This is a genomic window from Legionella steigerwaltii (assembly GCF_001468065.1).
GTDB classification, from domain to species: domain Bacteria; phylum Pseudomonadota; class Gammaproteobacteria; order Legionellales; family Legionellaceae; genus Legionella; species Legionella steigerwaltii.
On record NZ_LNYZ01000001.1, the window covers coordinates 1 to 16,233 of the forward strand.

The following is a 16,233-nucleotide window of genomic DNA, read 5'->3' on the forward strand; positions in this document are numbered from 1 at the left end:
TACTCATCTCAACAAATTGATTTAGTCAAAAGCGCGTAGAATATCACATAAAATCAATAACTTTTAGACGCCAGGGTAATAAGGCCTTTCCTTTTAGGACAGTCCCGTCTCTCTCTTCGACATTACCTAAGGCGGGAACATAACCATGGTAAAGCCCAATATCACCATTTTTAAATTTAAATATGACTGGAAAACATGAATTTAATGAATGTGTATATAAAATCCTATTATCGTTTGCTTTTAATATTTCTATGGATCCAACTTTTACAAGTATTCCATATTTTTGGGCTTCTGCATTCATCGCTAAGGCGGATGTATGATAAGTACCTGGTGATAATTCATGTGTCGTTTTGAATTGAGGTCTACCATCCGTTCCAAAGTTTAAAGATAAAGTAGGCATGTGATCCCCTTAAAGTGTGGTCCTAATCAACAGCCAAGAACTGCACGGCTTCTTGGTTCCTACCCCCCTATCTTTATGGGAGGCTTTATGATTTCGTTATCTTTAACCGAATTAATTGGTGGTATAAATATATTTACAATTCGATTAAATATTACCAATATAGTATTTTATTTATTCTTGCATTTAAATAGGTGAAATTCGCCTATTGACATCTATTCATGACTCTGAGAGTGGATTAATTGAGGGATGTTGATAAAAAGCTCAACAGGAGAGAATGTCTTGCGGACACTTTAATTTCATCAACTTTAGAAAAGGAAGAGTATTTGGTCATGATTTTATTTGGCAATTGTGGACAGAATTTAAGTTTGCTTAAATGTAGGATAATGGAAAATGTCATGAAACGTAGCTGCTTCATGACATAAGGTTTCGGTAGATATGTGATTGGTTAGCATTAAAGTGAACACCTTACTATAATAAGTATAGTTTTAAGGGTAGGGCTGGGTAGCTGGACGTTCCTACGCTGTAAAACGATATTTTAATTAATGCTGTTCAAAATAATCAGATGTTACGCCGTAAATAGAACAAGCCAGAAACTTATTCGATTTTTTTTCCCAGTCTGGTTTTTTAAGAACTTCCATTGCATTTTTATAACCTGTTTTCATGCGATAATTAACTGCTGAACGAACAAAATTATAATCTTTGAACGAATGAGAAAAAGGAGTGCCGCGATAAATGATATGCACCACGCTAAAACGTTTGCTATGTCCCAATTCAAGTATTTTTTGAACAGTAGGATCTTTTTTTGCTTCCGGGCTTAATTTTTCACCTAAAAACTGTATGGCTCCCTGCAAGTTTTGGCGACTGGTGTAAACATTCGTGAGCCGGCGTGAATGGCTAGCATAACGAATGTCCTTTTGCCGTTCATCAAGTTCCTCCATGGTTCGCGGTAATCGTCCTTGCAGACTGAAGCAATCCACGACAAAACATAAAGTATCTTGTTCAGGCAAGGCATCCAGCACGGTCACCAGTGGTGTATTGGCATAGATGCCACCATCCCAATAATAATCATCCCCAATTTTAATTGCCGGAAAGCCTGGAGGAAGCGCACCACTTGCCATAACATGCTCTGGTGTAATGGTCATTTTTTGATTATTAAAAAACTCCATTTCGCCAGATCCCAAATTGACCGCACCCAGGCATAGGGTGACTTTTTTATCATTGATACGATCAAAATCAATCAGATTTTCCAATGTCGTTTTGAGAGGCGAAGTATCATAATAACTAAGTTTATCAGGCGTATCATAAGTTATGGGAGTTGGTGGAAAAAGACGGGGTTTAAAAAAACTGTCCAGACCGTAAAGGACAGAATGCATAGCGCCCATTTGATTATGGAAATGATGTAAAAAATTTGAAACTTCGCTGTCAAAAAATGTATCGTTCCATATTTTGGGAACGATAGAATCCCAAAACGAGGTTAATTTTTCAATTTGCTTGTTTCTTGGGTTACCGGCAATAATCGCACAGTTAATGGATCCGATAGAGACTCCTGCTAAAAAATTGGGATTGTATCCTTTTTCATGAATTGCACGAAATGCTCCGACCTGGTAAGCACCCAATGCACCACCCCCCTGAAATACACATGCAATCCGATCGTAAGTTTGTTTGCCATTGGATGGACCTGCAGGTTTGTTGATGCGGCATAAAGGATTTTTGAAACTTGATGATGATTTGTTAATTTTCTTGCCCATTTTATGACTCCTTCAGTCCTTCTTGTAATTATAATCTATAGCAGAAGAATTTTTTGCAAGGAAAGCGAGTATGTGAAATCTTTAGCATTTAGCTGATTTGAGCTTAAATCCCATTTGTAAGCAAAGGGGCTCTTGCTAATTTACTGATATTGTCTAATCTTGGAAAATAAAAAAAATAATAACTGTTATAATGAATTGATCAAAGGAATGGCATGTTTACAAAAATTGAGGGAATCAAACAGAACGAAGAAACAATAACAAGAGCAATAAATGAATTAGATAAGGTAAGTTATGATACAGTGTCAAAATTTATACCTAAAAAACTCGCAGAGGGCTCATTAAAACTAGATCATAGTGTTTATAAACCTGCTGATTCAAATACTGTGATGCCACACGGTGTAGGTCGGTATCTTATTTATGATCATCCTGATAAATCAAATCCTTTTTCAATATGGGTATTTGCATTTGCACCAAGACAAAAAACAACAATTCATGATCACAAGTATAAGGGTACAGTTACTGTCCTGGAAGGACCAGTATCTGAGAAATACTATCAACCTACAGGTAAGCATACTGCTCGATTGGTAAATCGTATTGATCGTTACCGGTTCCACAGCAATCGTGATGATTTAAATGGAGTTTTTGTACATCAGCTCAAGCGAAGAAAAGCCTTAGGAGCAGGAGTTAGTGTGACTTTGCATATATACAATATGGAAGCCTATTTGGTAAATTTTGAAGGTGAAAAAACGGATCGAAGAAATTTAAATATCATCTATTCCAAGGATAAAACGATAGATAAGGAGAATATCCCACCTTATTCAGATGCTTATCCCGAGCGAACTTTTGGTAAGTAGCCATTTTGCGATGGGAAAACCAACTTAATCTTTAATATCTAGAACCTTGCTAATGACAATAATGATAATTGCTTATTTGATGTCCGGTATTTTAGCCGGTGTGTTAGCAACCATGTTTGGTTTCGGCGGTGGTTTTGTTGTTGTTCCATTATTATTTTGGTTACTTCCGCTCCATGGTGTTTCTAAAGAATATGCGATGCATAGCGCTGTTGGAACATCTGTATGGCAATAAATTAGAAGTTTTGCACGATTCTGTTCGCATTGAAATCAGTTAACTCTGGAGCAATTATCAATTATATTCTCAGGTCTTGGCTCAACCTACGTCTGATGAGGCAAGTTAGTAGTTTAATGAATAATCGTGTGAATTTTTTGTTGCTTCATTTCAACGCTAAAACAACATTCTTTAATAATTTGCACTGTTTCTTCGATGTCATCTGTTATATGAATCATTTTCAAATCATCGCGAGAAAGCAAATTATTTTTTAAGGGAAAATTAATTAACCAATCCAACAAGGGTGTCCAAAATTCTTTGCCTAGCAAAATAATTGGTAATTGTTTCGGTAGTTCGTTCTTGTTTATTCTGTATAGTTCAACTTGTTTGTGTCTTAGCATAGTAATGACTTCAAAAAGCTCGTCGAGTGTACCGAAACTACCAGGAAAAAAAATAAATCCAGAGGAAAAATTCAGTAAAAGAATTTTGCGAACTAGATAATAATCCACATTTATAGTATCGGCTAAAAAAGGATTATTAGGTACGTTGAATGCTCCCACAGCAATGCCAAAAGATCGCTTCTCTGCACTGTTTGCTTCTGATGCGCCTTGATTCGCAGCTTCCATAATTCCAGTTCCAGCTCCGGTTATAATTGATATTTTTTGCTCAACCAATTTTCTCGCGAGTAATCGCGCATTTTGAACATAGCTTTCTTCTTGTTTTGCCTTAGATGACCCTAATATTGCAACAATAGGGGCTGGCATTTTTCCAATTTTATGGGAAGCTTTGATATTTTGATAAAATATTCGAAACATTCTACCTAAAAGTCTACACGTGCCACCTAAGCCGATCATAAATACATCCTCCTTTCATATTTATCGATACTTCCTTGCCTATGTATTAGTGGTTCCAAAGCTATTTTGAGTCGAATCAGTTTCTTTTTTTTCGGTTTTTATTCTTTTAACTCAAGCACTGCAATACCATACATCACTACTTGTTGTAGCAATTAATGGGAACGAGTTAATCTTTAATATTAATTCTTCCTTATTTACAGAATGATTATTAGGTTTCTCAATTTTAATACGCATAGTTAAACCAAAAACAACTCATATTTGTATACATATTATACCGAACTTCATCTGACTTCTTTTAAAAACTCACTCAAACTTTTTTTATGCTCTTTTTCAAGTAAAATTTTAAGCGTTTCATCTGAGTCATAACTTGGAGCGAAATTCTTGCCATATAGATTACGTAATGTTTTGATTTTTGTATCATTACGCTTTTTTCGGATTGTTCCGCCTTTATCTCGGCTTCGATTATCTAATCCTTTATCCATGATTTGTGTCCACGTTGCTGAATTAAAATAAAATTTGCTCTTTATATTATAGCACCTTGAATAGTAATTGATTAAATAATAACCAATTTTTGCTCTTGGCAGAGGAACTATTAATAATTAATTTGACTGAAACATAAATATCCAGCTGTTATCATCAATAACAGCCCCATGATGAAATTAAACAGTCGTAGACGAAGGCGATCATTTAATAAATACGATACTTTATCACCCAAAATTGCCCAAATACCCAGCGACATATAACATACGATAAAATAAATAAGGGTAAACTTTAAAAACGGATCATAGCTGTTTGCAGTGGAGAAAATTGAGGCACCAGATACGCAAGCAACCCATGCTTTAGGATTAATCCATTGCAGCAAAAAACCTTCGTAAAATTTAGGGTTATCCTTTTTAGTTGCTTCCAACTCGGGTTTAGAAGCAGCTATTTTATATCCCATGTAAACAATATATGACGAACCCGCAAATGCCAAATAGGTTAGAAAAAATGGGTAAGCACTAATAAATTGTGACAATCCAAAACCAATAAATAGCAATAATAAGGTAAACCCTAGAGTCGCTCCTGATACATAAGGAATCGTTCTCTTTACTCCATAATTAATGCCAGAGGAAAGAATGATCATATTCACAGGTCCAGGCGTAATGGACATGACCAAAGAAAATGAAAACATGGCTAATAAAAGTGTCATCGCTATTCTCCCGCTGAGAAAAATTATCTTATGAACCTAAACTGTCAGTAAATTTTATTACCTGTTTAATAGATTACCATGCGCCTAATGGTTTGATTAGATGGTATAATTAGAATTAACTGTTCGATATGGTGAAATAATGATTGATGAATTACGCGCACTGGCAATCTTTGCAAAAGTGGTAGAGGCCGGTTCATTTCGTTCCGCAGCAAATGCGCTTAAACTTTCACCCTCGGTTGTTAGCCACCATGTTGCACAGCTGGAAGAGCGATTGGGAGCCGCTTTACTGTATCGTTCTACGAGACGGCTTTCACTTACTTATGAAGGTGAAAAATTATTTACATGCGCGAAAGCCATGTTATTGGCAGCTGAACAGGGGCTGAATAGCATTGCCTATTACGCTACTGAGCCAAGTGGCAAATTAAATTTGACCCTCCCAGCAATGCTCACAAAAAGTCCGCTTGTTGATGATATTGCTGCATTTGCCAAGGCTTTTCCAAAAGTAGTGCTTTCAATAAGTTTTAGCGACATACAACAGGATTTAATTCGAGAAGGCATCGATCTGGCGATTAGAATTGGTAGCTTGAAAGACAGTGGCTTAAAATCCAAAAGGCTCTTTACGATGAAGCGTAAAATTGTCGTTGCTCCCGCTTTAATGAACAATTATAAGCCTCCAGGACATCCTAAGGATTTACTCACATGGGACTGGATTGGGCTCAAAATGCGTCCGAATACCAAAACGCTAATTAATCAAAAAGGCAAAACGTATTTCATCGATTTTGAGCCAAGAATCATCGTCGATAGCATGGATGCTGTTTGCCAATTCGCAATTGATGGATTAGGACTAGCAACTCCCCCTGCGTTTCTTGTGGCAGAAGATATCCAGCAGGGATATCTTGTTGAACTTTTACCTGAATGGCAGGCTGAACCTCTTCCTATCTATGCTGTATGGCCACCTAATGCTTCTAAAGAATCGCTCACGTATCGATTAATAACATTCCTAGAGATGAGAAAAAAAGCGTACTTTATGTGATAATTATCCCTTATTTTCGACCATTTCTCGTAAAAAAATCGTAAAAATCTACAACAAGTCCATAGATAAATTAAGTTCCTGGATATAATTTGTTCTATTATTTATAAGATTGATTTGGAATTCATCATGGCAAAAGATAACCAGGAGCCCATCTCCGAACTAACTGGCGGACCAAAAACTTCCTCAACCGGATTAGCGTTACAACAACTCATTAAAGAAGCAGAAAAAAAGGAGGCTGCTGCCGAATCAGCAAAAGTACGCTGTCGGATTTGTTTTAAAGAAACCGCTCCAACTCCCCGTTGTTTTGGACATGGAGGCGGTGGTGGAGGTGGCGGTGGCGGAGGTGGTTCTGATAACACATCAGAAGAACAAGCCAGCCATGAGGATGATAAATTTCTGAGCAAAGAACACCACTTAGTTGATGACCCTGAAGAATTACTGGGAGAGTTCAGTTCAATGGAAGATGGTGACGAATCACAGTCAGATGAAGAACGTTTTGATCCGGATGTAATTGCTGAGTTAGTCGCGCAAGGGAAATTGGTTATTAATAATGACCGTAAAGAGATGACTCTGACTATTGAATTGAAGTGCGATCCGGATTCCTTATCTGATGAAGAAAGAGAAGAGTTAAAAAAATTCATGAAGGCTATCCTAAAAGAATTCAATGCGCTTAAAGAAAAGCATCCTTTATCCGATGAATGCCTCAAGATGGTTGAAGATGAAAAAGGAAATATCGTTTCACTTCGCATTAACTTGCCCACATTAAAACTATATGATGAATTTATCCAGAGGTTAGCGAATAATTTAGTGCCCACACCACGTCCGAGGTTACAAACCAAGGATGAGAACAGCGAAACCAAAAGTTTGGCTCCAACCCCTTTGTCAATGGAACCTAAACCGACTAGTAAACAGCTTGAAGAAGATGAGGCGAATCAAAGCGAAGATATATCTACGAAGACTGAAACTGAAGAAGCACAAAAGCGCTTTAATCCTTTTTCACTCGATCTGAACCCATGGCAAAAGTAGATGTGAGTAACCAATATACTCTTCATTCGTACTCATTAAAAATTCTCGTTTAACAATCGTAGGTAGGGCTTTGGCCCGACCTACGGCTACTTTAAGGAAATGAAAGGGAATTCGTAGTCTGGGTGAAGGCGCAAGCCGTAACCCAGGGGCAAGAAGCTCATTGATGGCTAGAAACCCGGGTTCCGCTTCGCTGCACCCAGACTACAAAAAGCTTAAGGTAGTGCCATTAGGCCAACGTATGTTGTTTAAAGAAAAGGGTTAAAACTTTCATTACCTGTTTGAACATGCTGTAGGCTGGAAGGATCTGTTTTCCCCGAAACAACTTGCTGCTCGAAAAACCCACTTTTTCTTCGTTCTTTTATTGAGGTTAACGTTAAGCTCTCGTGCTTTTTTTGCTCCAGTACATGATGAACAACCTGTTCGAGGCGTGAAACCATTTTATGAATATCAGAAAATTGAGTATATCCATAATGTCCCGTAACGCGAATATTGTTAGGAGGGCGAACGTCGATTTCAAACGCTCCTAATTCGCTTGATTTTTTTAACAAAGCTTCTATTTGTTTCACATCAGTATCACTAATATCCTTAACACGAAAAACCAACATGGCTCCACGTTTTTTGGGATCATCAGGAGTAATCCATTCTATTTTATCACCTAAATGCTGTTGGATTAGTGCATGCATATAACGAGTAAGACATTCTGATTTGGCATTTAATTTATCCCAACCGATCTGACTCATTGTTTTGATATAGGTTTTTGCTGGTGTTAGGGCAATAGGGGAGGGATTACTGCATCGGAAAGCCCATGCTCCTTTGTGCATCATAATCTTCGAATCATAACCATCAATTACGTCAAAGACCTTATCGGAAGCAGCTGCTTTCCATCCTTGAATTGGTGGATATTTTTCTAAGTCGGTATTCTTGTTCACATAAATACCAAAGCCACTGCCTGCAGAACCACAAATGTGTTTATAACCACAACCCACAGCGTAGGTGACAGGTAATTCGCGTAGATTTAAAGTTCGGTTTCCTACCGTATGTGCTAAATCCAAGCCAACAATAATATGATGTTGGTCTATCGTCTCCTTTAATTCCGTTAAGATACGTGTGATATCAAGGCGTTGTCCCGTACTAAAAACGATGTCAGATAAGTGCAGGATTTGCATTTGTACTGCATGTTTTTTGACAAAATCAATAATAGCCTCTTCGCTATAGAGTCCTTTTTCATCAGGCAGAATTTTTAGGGTAAGGGATGAGGGATTGGGGGCAGGTTTAGAATCACTGAAAACGCCAAAACCCCTGGCTGTTTGTACTCCTCTTTTTAAGACGGACTCAATGACCGCTTGGTCGGAAAAAAATTCCTTTCCCAAATGGCAAAAACCAGTTTTTCCTGATTGCCAATCCACTAATGTTGGTCGGTAAAAAGTATCCACCAATCGACCCAGATTAGAAGACAAACCTTCTTGGGTATAGAGAAATTCACAAGGTTCAGAAAAGCCTAACATAGTCTGCATGGCTTTAATTGCTTCTTCCTCAATATCACAATCAAACCAATTACCGCCTTGTTCTTGAGTTCCGGGAAAATGCCCTTCATGTAACTGGGTTGCCTGTAACTCATTAATTCGCTCTATTTCTTTCACAGCGGGTTTGAACACAGGCCCTAAGGAATGACCTGCAAAAGGGGTCAAACCTTTAAATTCAAATAATTCATGCAAATTTTTTAAAGGATCAATAGAATCAAGATAAGTAGCATATTCTAGGGAAAAAGAATCGGATTTTCCTGAAATTAAGCGGATAAATTCGTCCGGATTAGATACCATAGCCTCAATCAGTTCTTTCATAATTCCCTCTAAAATCAATGTGATTAGGCAGCTATATTAAGCTTTTCTTTGATATGATTCTATGGTTTGTGCCAAAACCTTATCCGACAATTATTTTTTGAGCTCAAATGTTGTGAGTCGGGTATCACCTGTTGATAGTTTTATCTCAACTTTATAGATACCTGATGGCCAGTTGCCATTTGCATAATTAAACTTAAACGCTTTAGCAATATTGCCACCTTTGGTAGCAACATTTTTGGCATGTTCGCTAATATTTTTTGATGGATTTATTATGAACGCCTGTACCTCAAGTCCCGCTATTGCATGAGCAATCTGTACTGTAACATATATTGATTGAGTTGGTGGGAAAGTCACTTTACCTTGTGTCACGTAGCCGTCACTATTCCCTACATCACTAATCAAGATACCCGCGATATGAGGAGAAATCTTAGGTTGGGTAACCGCCGGACTTCCCTGAGCTGCAGCCTGATTCATTGTCAACAGGAGTACTATAGATAACAACATGATTACAAAAGCATTTACCGCAATTTTTATGGATTTCGCGCTATAGAATCCTGTTATTTCATTCTGAATTGAGTGTTTCATTATGACTCTTCCCTTAGTAGTACTTTAAATTAGCATAGTCCGCATTTGCTGATATATCCAATAGTGTGTCTTTTCATGGATAAGTACTCTTCGTACTTGCAATCCAATGTGTGTCAATAAAGGTTGGGGGATACTTCGGCACTGCTATGACTCACCGCCCCAAGAGTATTTTTTTAAATCAACACGGCCATTTGTAATGACAATATCTTCTTTTTCTAACAGTTCTTTCTGCAGTAAATAGTGGGGGCTTCCGGCAGGAAAAGAAAGTTCTCCTCCGGATTTTAGCACGCGTTGCCAGGGAAGATCATGACTTCTGGTACAGGAATGAAGAAGCCATCCAACACCGCGTGCTCCGTGTGGGTGACCTGCTAATCTGGCAATATCCCCGTAGGTTACAACCTTACCTCGAGGTATTGATTTAATTAACTTAAGCACTTCTTTTGAAAACTCGGTTTGTAGGTTCATTCGGTAAATGTCGATTCGTCGATTTTCCGTTAAATGGCATCATTTCCTTGATTATAGAATTAATGAATAAGTGCTTCAAATGAGAAGAGAAAAAAATGGGGAATATTAAGATGACTCGTATTTATTCGCGATCGCAGGCGGGCCCGTAGGCGTTCACGTGAATGAGCGCGCTAGCGCAAGCAACTAATTTAAATTTAAAATCAACGAATTTTTCTTAACTTAATGGCGGTGTAATTTTATGCAAAACTCCCGAACATTTATCTTAATTCATGGTGCTTGGCATGCCTCTTGGTGCTGGAAACGTATTGCAAAAGAGCTTCTCTTGGAAGGACATAAAGTTTTTACGCCTGATTTACCGGGGCATGGCAGCCTAAAAAATCAAATAAGCAGTTCGATAGGTCTTGCGGATTATGTGCATAGTATTGTTCAATTAATTCAACATCAGCAAGAAGAGGTTATACTTGTTGGCCATAGTATGGCAGGTCTAATTATTTCAGAGGTTGCCGAAGTTGTTCCTGATGCCATTCGCGAACTCATTTTTGTCGCGGGTTATGTTCCACAAGACCAGAAATCCTTGTTTTCATTAGCACAAGAATCTGAATCACATAACCTTACACCTTTTTTAATCATCGATGAAACATTACAAGAAATTCGCCTTCAGTTTTCGCCGGCTTTAGTCAATGTGTTTTTTAACCGCTGTAGTAAAGCGGATGTTGAGAAAGCGATACCTAAATTACAAGCTCAACCTTTACGCCCATTTACTGAAGCAGTTCATATTGGCAAACAATTTGCTCGTATTGCTAAACGCTCTTTGGTTTGCCAATATGATCAAGCGCTACTCCTAAGTGATCAGTTACGTATGAGTAGAGAAGTTACCGATAATATTATATATTTAGACGCTGACCATGCCGCCTATTATTCGGGTGGGAAGCAAATTGTAGATGAATTATTAAAATAAGAGAATTGTATTTATGCAGGAAAAAATTTTAAAAGACCATAATGTTGCTACGACTTCCTTATTAGCGAATTATTGGAAATATCAGGCTAAATCTAAAGAAAATTGGCCAACATTAACACAAAAACAAGGTGAAAGAGACAAAGATTTATTTAAAGATCCTCTGATGCAGAATTTTGTTAATGAACAAGTTAAAGAAGAAGCAGAACAAAGGCTCGATAAAAAAATGTGGTTGCCGTTAGCTACCAGGACACGTTTTTTTAGACGAACTGTAGCAGATGCTGTGAAAAATAAAGAAGTAAAACAGGTCATCATTTTAGGTAGCGGTTTTGACACCTTACCCGCACGAAAAATGAAATATACTCAGCAATTTGGTGTACGCTTTTTTGAAATTGACCAGCCGCAAATTTTAAAATGTAAAGAGCAGATTTATGCTGAGCAGTATGTTAACAAAAATGCTACTTATATTGGTCTGGATTATGTTAAAGGTGATTTAATTGCAGAGTTAACCAAAAATGATGTCGATTTCACGAAACCCACTTTAATTTTATGGGAAGGAAATACATTCTATCTCGAAAAAGAAGAGGTCATCAGAATTTTACGTGATTTATCCAGTAAGTTTAGCCACTTAGTGATTACCTTCGATTATATGCATGCCCTCATGCAAACAGGGAAAGAGCAACTGGACTCATCTGCCAAAGAAAAAAGTATAGAAAAAACTTTAGATGAGTTTGCCAGTAAAAAATCACCTTTCAAAACATTTTTTGAGCCAAGCGAAATTGTATCTCTATGTAAAGAGCTTGGAATTCAATGCGTTGATCATAAAACAGCAGCAGAGTTAGCTAAAGAATATAAAGTGGATCAAGAGCCATATTATACGGCTGAAACTTATTCTATGGTAACGTTTGAGCACAAGTAAACACTATTCCTGGCTGCATCTACACATCGCTGAAAACTCAGTCCCGCTCTGCTCTCCTACGTCTCGCGGCTTGTCCGCGGTACGTGGAGGTTTAGGGGCGTGTCAAAACCAATACAGACTTGTGACTAAGAGTCAATTGCTTGCAACTCGGATCAGATGATTAAACTGGTCAAGTTCAAGTTAAGTATTAGAAGAAGGTGGTAGCTTAGGTAGCTCATCAACGGGCGCTTCCTTATCAGGGGAGCCTGCTGGCGGTGCTTTATTAAAAAAACTATTAGCAGCTTGAGACTTAGAGTGGCGTTCTACTCTTGGTTCCGGAGATGGAGTGTTAGCACCTGCTCCGTTTATAGGAGAATCAGAGAAACTACGTGCGTCAGGTTCCGGGGAGCGTGGGCGGATTGTTACTTTAGATTTTGGCGCGCTTAAACGCAATCCTACATGCAAAGTATCCTGGATGGTATGTAACTCTTCGACCAATTTTTTTTCACGGCGCAGTGCGCTAAAGTCTTCTACCCATCTTGATATTTGTCCTCTCATTGCAATATTACTCGTTTTTATTCCTTTTAGCTCATGAATAAGTTTACCAAGCTCATCATATGTTATCGATTCAGGATGATTTCTTAGCTTCTTAAGAAGGCTACGGCTTTTAAAATCTTTGACCTTTGGGAGATCCTCATTTTGTGCATTAAATTCGATTAATATCCAAGTAGCTGCTTGTTTACAACTTTCTATATGTGCTGATATAGATGCTTGTGCGCATTGACACGTAATATAATGTTCCGCCTGTTCTTTAAGCTCATCGACTTTTACTGCATCGACCTCGGGTTTGGTTGATTCAAGTAGTTTAATTAACTCATCCAAGGTCGCCTTTAGCCTTTTACTGTCTGCTTTTGAATCTTTAATATTGGGATCGGTGAGGCATTTTAAAATAAAATGATCCTCGGTCATTAATTTGGCTAAAAGATGCTTAAGAGAAGGTCTTTGTTTAATTAATTCCATAAAATGAGGATCGCGATTAAAGACACATAAAGGGGTAACAAGAGGTTCTCCATTATTCTCAGGATGCGTTGCAAAGAACGCATTAATTTCCATAAGTCTTGTTAATACACAAAGAATTTCTTTATCTTCTTTAAATACTGGAATGGACGATTGATGTCCAGCTTGATGTGCTGTCTCTTCCATTAGGGTTGTGATTATCGCGTAGGAACGCAGCATATCTTCTATAGTACCTTTTCGGTTTTTTGCAATACCTCCAACAGTATCACCATGTTTCACCTTCTTTTTAAAACCATAGATTTCTTCACTTCCTTTGATCCCGCTAATGTGGGTAACCAAGAATTGACGCAATTTTTTGCCGCCTTTATGCATTGCTTGATCAAATTGTCTTTTCCCAGTCACAACCGTGGGTTCAAGCAACATTAATAATTTAGGCTCATGGTGTAATACATGTGGGAAATGCTTGATTTGTCCCTTTCTTATCATAGAATCATACCCATCATACTGGACTACGTTAGCTGCAGGATGATAACCATTCCTTAGAGCGGAGGGTTTGCGATATTCTCGACTAAGAACGGAGCATATAAAATGTATTTGAAAATATTCATGAATAGGTCGTAATATTTTATCATATCGTTTTTGATAATCAGGTCCTTCTTCCAATCCTACGATTTCAATAATTTTTCTGATTGATTGCGATAATTGAGCGTATTCAGATTGAGCAGCTTGTTCCCTCGCTTGCAAAGTTTTTAACTGCATTTTACTTCGAACTTCGATTACCATGGAATCTAAGTTATTGGGATTCATGCTTAATAATGTAGCTTGATTCACTTCATCCAGTTCTCTTTTCCATTCTGCGGGTGGCAATGTGATCGTTTCAACGTTCCCTATCGCTTTATCTATGGCTCCGCAGGATCTATTTTTTAAAACCGATAAATACTCTGTCATATGTTGTTGGAATTTTGAGCTAATGCGGCTACTCGTACTCTGGACTACTTTATTCATGTGGATCAACATCTCGTCAGTAATGGTGTCAAGTGTTTCTTGAGCTAATTCTTTAGCCAATTCTCTCCGTATTTCATTTAGCGCAATTTCTCCAGCCGCACCGGTTAGCACGTCAACGCTTTCGGGATGCATATTTCGTAAAACTTGCGAAATAACATCGCCAACAGCGCCCACTCCAACAACACCTAGAGCGACTTTGAATAAGGCGGTAACTAATTCTGTTCTCGCTTCTTTAGTTTTGCTGTCTTTTTCAAATTCTTCGTTGATTGTGTTTACCGTATTAGCCAAAGAATGTTGAATTGAGTCCAATACACATGTTATATGAACTAGAGATCTCGATAATTTAGATGCTGTAGCTGGCTGACCAGCGCTCACTTCTGCATCTTTTTTAATATTTCTTTCTTCCTCCATTCGAGTTATTTCGGTTAATAAATAATTTTTATATTTATTTAACATGTCGATTTGAACATTCAAAAACTCTCTTGCAGCGATTTCTTTTTGATCAACTCCGTCTTTGATTTGTGGATCCGCTGCAAGTACTTTTAAGTATTCTTCTAATTGGCCAATATTACGAAACTGACCATCTTCTACGCCAAATAGTCTGCCCATTTGTTTGTAATTTTTAATACCAAATTCTGAAATATTTTTGCGTAAATCGTCTACTTTGCTTAAATTGGATGGGATGATTTCTCGGTGTTCAGCAGCCATAAAACCCTACCTTCAGCCACCTAATATGGAAGTAGCTTTAAGTGTTGATGATCAAATTATAGACAAATAATAACATTTTAGATTGATTGGATGCAAAACATGTCTAAATGAGTTAAATTTGTTCTTTTGTGAGAGGGTAGGTAGTCTGTCCCGCCCTGTTCTTCGTTATGATCGGTAACTTATCGAAATGCTAATTGCTTTTTTTCTTCATCTCAAAGACAATTCCCCCCTTAAATTTTCATATCAAACACAGGAGTGCATTGTGGGTAAAGAAGCAATTCTTAAACAGTTACAAGAAATTCAGGAGTTAAAGAATAAAGTAGCTAAAAGAGTATGGTCTAAAGCTCTTCTTATTAGAGAAATTGATGAAGATAAATTTGATAAAAAGGGGGATGCGCTGACTGAGCGTGTCATTAAAGAACGTATAAAATTTTTGGCGGAGCGGATTATTAAAGCGTATCCCGATGCCGATCCGGTCCTCATTAGCCTAATGGATGGTGCACTTCCTTTTGCGAGCCTCTTGCAAAATGCCTTAAACGAGCGTGGTTATAAATATTCATATACAACCATGCAAGCAAGTAGTTATGAACATAAAATGACTTCTGGAGAATTGAAAATCGGCTCTATGCCAAAGATTCCATTGGGTGGAAGAACTGTCTTCGTACTGGATGATGTATGTGACACTGGAAAGACTTATTTAAAAATTCGAGATCTCCTGGAAAGCCTTGGTGCCAAAAAAGTTTCTTTAATTGTTCTTGTTGATAAAGTACAGAAAAGAATTAATGGCTACATGCCTGAATATGTTGGATTTGAGGTGCCTGCTTATGCATTTATTGTGGGCATGGGCTTGGATTATTACGGTGAACTACGCAATGAACCTGAAATTCGTGGGGTAGATCTGTCTTCTTTACCTACTCCAGAAGAACAGGAGTTATTGGACTCAGAAGCTTCTCTTAATGAAGAACTGATTAAACTAATTGCCCTGGAGAAAACTACCAAGCCGGGCAGCAGTATGATGACCGTGTTTGGCGGCAGCGCTGATAAATTAAGAAAATCGGCACTCGATATTGCACCAGAACATCTTCCCACTGATTCAACCCAAGCACACCAAAATATGACCTCTCAGTTCTACTAAAATCTTGCAAGGCTTACAGAAGGTTGGGTCATTTTGATCCAACCTACTTGATTGCTGCAACTCATATTTGAACCCACACAATTATTAAGTAATAAGACTTTATTGAGATTATAAGACTTTTGATTGCATATGCGTCATAGTGTTCTATATTTAAATTAATTGATTTGTTTTTGCGGGGTTTTTATGTCACAGATTAAAATTGATGGTTACAATTTTGCAGCACCTGGTGATACCAAAAAACGACAAGGCCCTATCGGTCTTGCAAAAATCCAAGGAGCATGGGGCAAGCCCCCCCAGATGCAACTCCAA

17 protein-coding genes are annotated in these 16,233 nt (G+C 37.9%); 7 read left to right on the top strand and 10 right to left on the bottom strand.

Annotated features, from left to right (window positions below; all coding sequences use genetic code 11):
* Positions 1 to 43: 43 nt before the first annotated feature.
* Together Lstg_RS00005 and Lstg_RS00010 are read right to left on the bottom strand one after the other, a co-directional pair.
* Positions 44 to 400: a hypothetical protein gene (locus tag Lstg_RS00005; RefSeq protein WP_058475615.1), complete on the bottom strand. Its 357-nt coding sequence runs from the start codon at positions 398 to 400 to the stop codon at positions 44 to 46.
* A gap of 539 nt (positions 401 to 939) precedes the next feature.
* Positions 940 to 2,148 (bottom strand): patatin-like phospholipase family protein, encoded by a 1,209-nt coding sequence (locus Lstg_RS00010; protein ID WP_058475616.1) that lies wholly within the window; start codon positions 2,146 to 2,148, stop codon positions 940 to 942.
* A 212-nt stretch (positions 2,149 to 2,360) separates the two neighbouring features.
* Here Lstg_RS00010 and Lstg_RS00015 point away from each other — a divergent pair, with 212 nt between their 5' ends.
* A complete protein-coding gene (locus Lstg_RS00015; protein WP_058475617.1) occupies positions 2,361 to 3,002 on the top strand; it encodes a cupin domain-containing protein in 642 nt (213 codons plus the stop codon).
* Between the two features lie 52 nt (positions 3,003 to 3,054).
* On the top strand, positions 3,055 to 3,234 hold the full coding sequence (locus Lstg_RS17420) for a TSUP family transporter (protein ID WP_238585332.1): 180 nt from the start codon (positions 3,055 to 3,057) through the stop codon (positions 3,232 to 3,234).
* A gap of 113 nt (positions 3,235 to 3,347) precedes the next feature.
* On the opposite strand, the gene Lstg_RS00020 is transcribed toward Lstg_RS17420, so the two are convergent.
* From Lstg_RS00020 to Lstg_RS00030, 4 genes are all read right to left on the bottom strand, one after another.
* A complete protein-coding gene (locus Lstg_RS00020) occupies positions 3,348 to 4,067 on the bottom strand; it encodes an LOG family protein (RefSeq protein ID WP_058475618.1) in 720 nt (239 codons plus the stop codon).
* A gap of 111 nt (positions 4,068 to 4,178) precedes the next feature.
* Positions 4,179 to 4,301 (bottom strand): hypothetical protein, encoded by a 123-nt coding sequence (locus Lstg_RS18080; protein ID WP_274519310.1) that lies wholly within the window; start codon positions 4,299 to 4,301, stop codon positions 4,179 to 4,181.
* A 47-nt stretch (positions 4,302 to 4,348) separates the two neighbouring features.
* Positions 4,349 to 4,549: a hypothetical protein gene (locus tag Lstg_RS00025; RefSeq protein ID WP_058475619.1), complete on the bottom strand. Its 201-nt coding sequence runs from the start codon at positions 4,547 to 4,549 to the stop codon at positions 4,349 to 4,351.
* Positions 4,550 to 4,659: 110 nt separating this feature from the next.
* Positions 4,660 to 5,256, bottom strand: a complete 597-nt coding sequence (locus Lstg_RS00030) for a LysE family translocator (protein WP_058475620.1) — start codon at positions 5,254 to 5,256, stop codon at positions 4,660 to 4,662.
* A gap of 139 nt (positions 5,257 to 5,395) precedes the next feature.
* On the opposite strand from Lstg_RS00030, the gene Lstg_RS00035 reads away from it, so the two are divergent.
* Together Lstg_RS00035 and Lstg_RS00040 are read left to right on the top strand one after the other, a co-directional pair.
* Positions 5,396 to 6,289, top strand: coding sequence for a LysR family transcriptional regulator (locus tag Lstg_RS00035; RefSeq protein WP_058475621.1), 894 nt, complete (start codon positions 5,396 to 5,398; stop codon positions 6,287 to 6,289).
* 126 nt (positions 6,290 to 6,415) lie between these two features.
* Complete coding sequence (locus tag Lstg_RS00040; protein WP_058475622.1) at positions 6,416 to 7,315, top strand: hypothetical protein; 900 nt, start codon at positions 6,416 to 6,418, stop codon at positions 7,313 to 7,315.
* 245 nt (positions 7,316 to 7,560) lie between these two features.
* On the opposite strand, the gene Lstg_RS00045 is transcribed toward Lstg_RS00040, so the two are convergent.
* The 3 genes from Lstg_RS00045 to Lstg_RS00055 all read right to left on the bottom strand — a co-directional run bounded on the left by Lstg_RS00045 (position 7,561) and on the right by Lstg_RS00055 (position 10,206).
* A complete protein-coding gene (locus Lstg_RS00045) occupies positions 7,561 to 9,156 on the bottom strand; it encodes an aminotransferase class V-fold PLP-dependent enzyme (RefSeq protein WP_058475623.1) in 1,596 nt (531 codons plus the stop codon).
* Positions 9,157 to 9,246: 90 nt separating this feature from the next.
* Positions 9,247 to 9,741 carry a hypothetical protein gene (locus Lstg_RS00050; protein ID WP_058475624.1) on the bottom strand — a complete coding sequence of 165 codons (495 nt, stop codon included), beginning with the start codon at positions 9,739 to 9,741 and terminating at the stop codon, positions 9,247 to 9,249.
* 144 nt (positions 9,742 to 9,885) lie between these two features.
* Positions 9,886 to 10,206, bottom strand: coding sequence for an MGMT family protein (locus tag Lstg_RS00055; protein WP_058475625.1), 321 nt, complete (start codon positions 10,204 to 10,206; stop codon positions 9,886 to 9,888).
* 238 nt (positions 10,207 to 10,444) lie between these two features.
* On the opposite strand from Lstg_RS00055, the gene Lstg_RS00060 reads away from it, so the two are divergent.
* Together Lstg_RS00060 and Lstg_RS00065 are read left to right on the top strand one after the other, a co-directional pair.
* Positions 10,445 to 11,164 carry an alpha/beta hydrolase gene (locus tag Lstg_RS00060; protein ID WP_058475626.1) on the top strand — a complete coding sequence of 240 codons (720 nt, stop codon included), beginning with the start codon at positions 10,445 to 10,447 and terminating at the stop codon, positions 11,162 to 11,164.
* A 13-nt stretch (positions 11,165 to 11,177) separates the two neighbouring features.
* The gene (locus Lstg_RS00065; protein WP_058475627.1) at positions 11,178 to 12,080 is read left to right on the top strand and encodes a class I SAM-dependent methyltransferase; all 903 of its coding nucleotides are present in this window, start codon (positions 11,178 to 11,180) and stop codon (positions 12,078 to 12,080) included.
* Between the two features lie 180 nt (positions 12,081 to 12,260).
* On the opposite strand, the gene Lstg_RS00070 is transcribed toward Lstg_RS00065, so the two are convergent.
* On the bottom strand, positions 12,261 to 14,789 hold the full coding sequence (locus Lstg_RS00070) for a hypothetical protein (protein WP_058475628.1): 2,529 nt from the start codon (positions 14,787 to 14,789) through the stop codon (positions 12,261 to 12,263).
* A 262-nt stretch (positions 14,790 to 15,051) separates the two neighbouring features.
* Between Lstg_RS00070 and Lstg_RS00075 the strand changes: the two genes are divergently transcribed.
* Entirely contained in the window at positions 15,052 to 15,924 is an 873-nt protein-coding gene (locus Lstg_RS00075; RefSeq protein ID WP_058475629.1) for a phosphoribosyltransferase, read from the top strand.
* Positions 15,925 to 16,233: the final 309 nt, after the last annotated feature.

Bases quoted from the DNA above. Each gene is read 5' to 3' on its own strand.
- Lstg_RS00005 (WP_058475615.1), bottom strand. From the start codon at position 400: ATGCCTACTTTATCTTTAAACTTTGGAACGGATGGTAGACCTCAATTC.
- Lstg_RS00010 (WP_058475616.1), bottom strand. From the start codon at position 2,148: ATGGGCAAGAAAATTAACAAATCATCATCAAGTTTCAAAAATCCTTTA.
- Lstg_RS00015 (WP_058475617.1), top strand. From the start codon at position 2,361: ATGTTTACAAAAATTGAGGGAATCAAACAGAACGAAGAAACAATAACA.
- Lstg_RS17420 (WP_238585332.1), top strand. From the start codon at position 3,055: ATGACAATAATGATAATTGCTTATTTGATGTCCGGTATTTTAGCCGGT.
- Lstg_RS00020 (WP_058475618.1), bottom strand. From the start codon at position 4,067: ATGATCGGCTTAGGTGGCACGTGTAGACTTTTAGGTAGAATGTTTCGA.
- Lstg_RS18080 (WP_274519310.1), bottom strand. From the start codon at position 4,301: ATGCGTATTAAAATTGAGAAACCTAATAATCATTCTGTAAATAAGGAA.
- Lstg_RS00025 (WP_058475619.1), bottom strand. From the start codon at position 4,549: ATGGATAAAGGATTAGATAATCGAAGCCGAGATAAAGGCGGAACAATC.
- Lstg_RS00030 (WP_058475620.1), bottom strand. From the start codon at position 5,256: ATGACACTTTTATTAGCCATGTTTTCATTTTCTTTGGTCATGTCCATT.
- Lstg_RS00035 (WP_058475621.1), top strand. From the start codon at position 5,396: ATGATTGATGAATTACGCGCACTGGCAATCTTTGCAAAAGTGGTAGAG.
- Lstg_RS00040 (WP_058475622.1), top strand. From the start codon at position 6,416: ATGGCAAAAGATAACCAGGAGCCCATCTCCGAACTAACTGGCGGACCA.
- Lstg_RS00045 (WP_058475623.1), bottom strand. From the start codon at position 9,156: ATGAAAGAACTGATTGAGGCTATGGTATCTAATCCGGACGAATTTATC.
- Lstg_RS00050 (WP_058475624.1), bottom strand. From the start codon at position 9,741: ATGAAACACTCAATTCAGAATGAAATAACAGGATTCTATAGCGCGAAA.
- Lstg_RS00055 (WP_058475625.1), bottom strand. From the start codon at position 10,206: ATGAACCTACAAACCGAGTTTTCAAAAGAAGTGCTTAAGTTAATTAAA.
- Lstg_RS00060 (WP_058475626.1), top strand. From the start codon at position 10,445: ATGCAAAACTCCCGAACATTTATCTTAATTCATGGTGCTTGGCATGCC.
- Lstg_RS00065 (WP_058475627.1), top strand. From the start codon at position 11,178: ATGCAGGAAAAAATTTTAAAAGACCATAATGTTGCTACGACTTCCTTA.
- Lstg_RS00070 (WP_058475628.1), bottom strand. From the start codon at position 14,789: ATGGCTGCTGAACACCGAGAAATCATCCCATCCAATTTAAGCAAAGTA.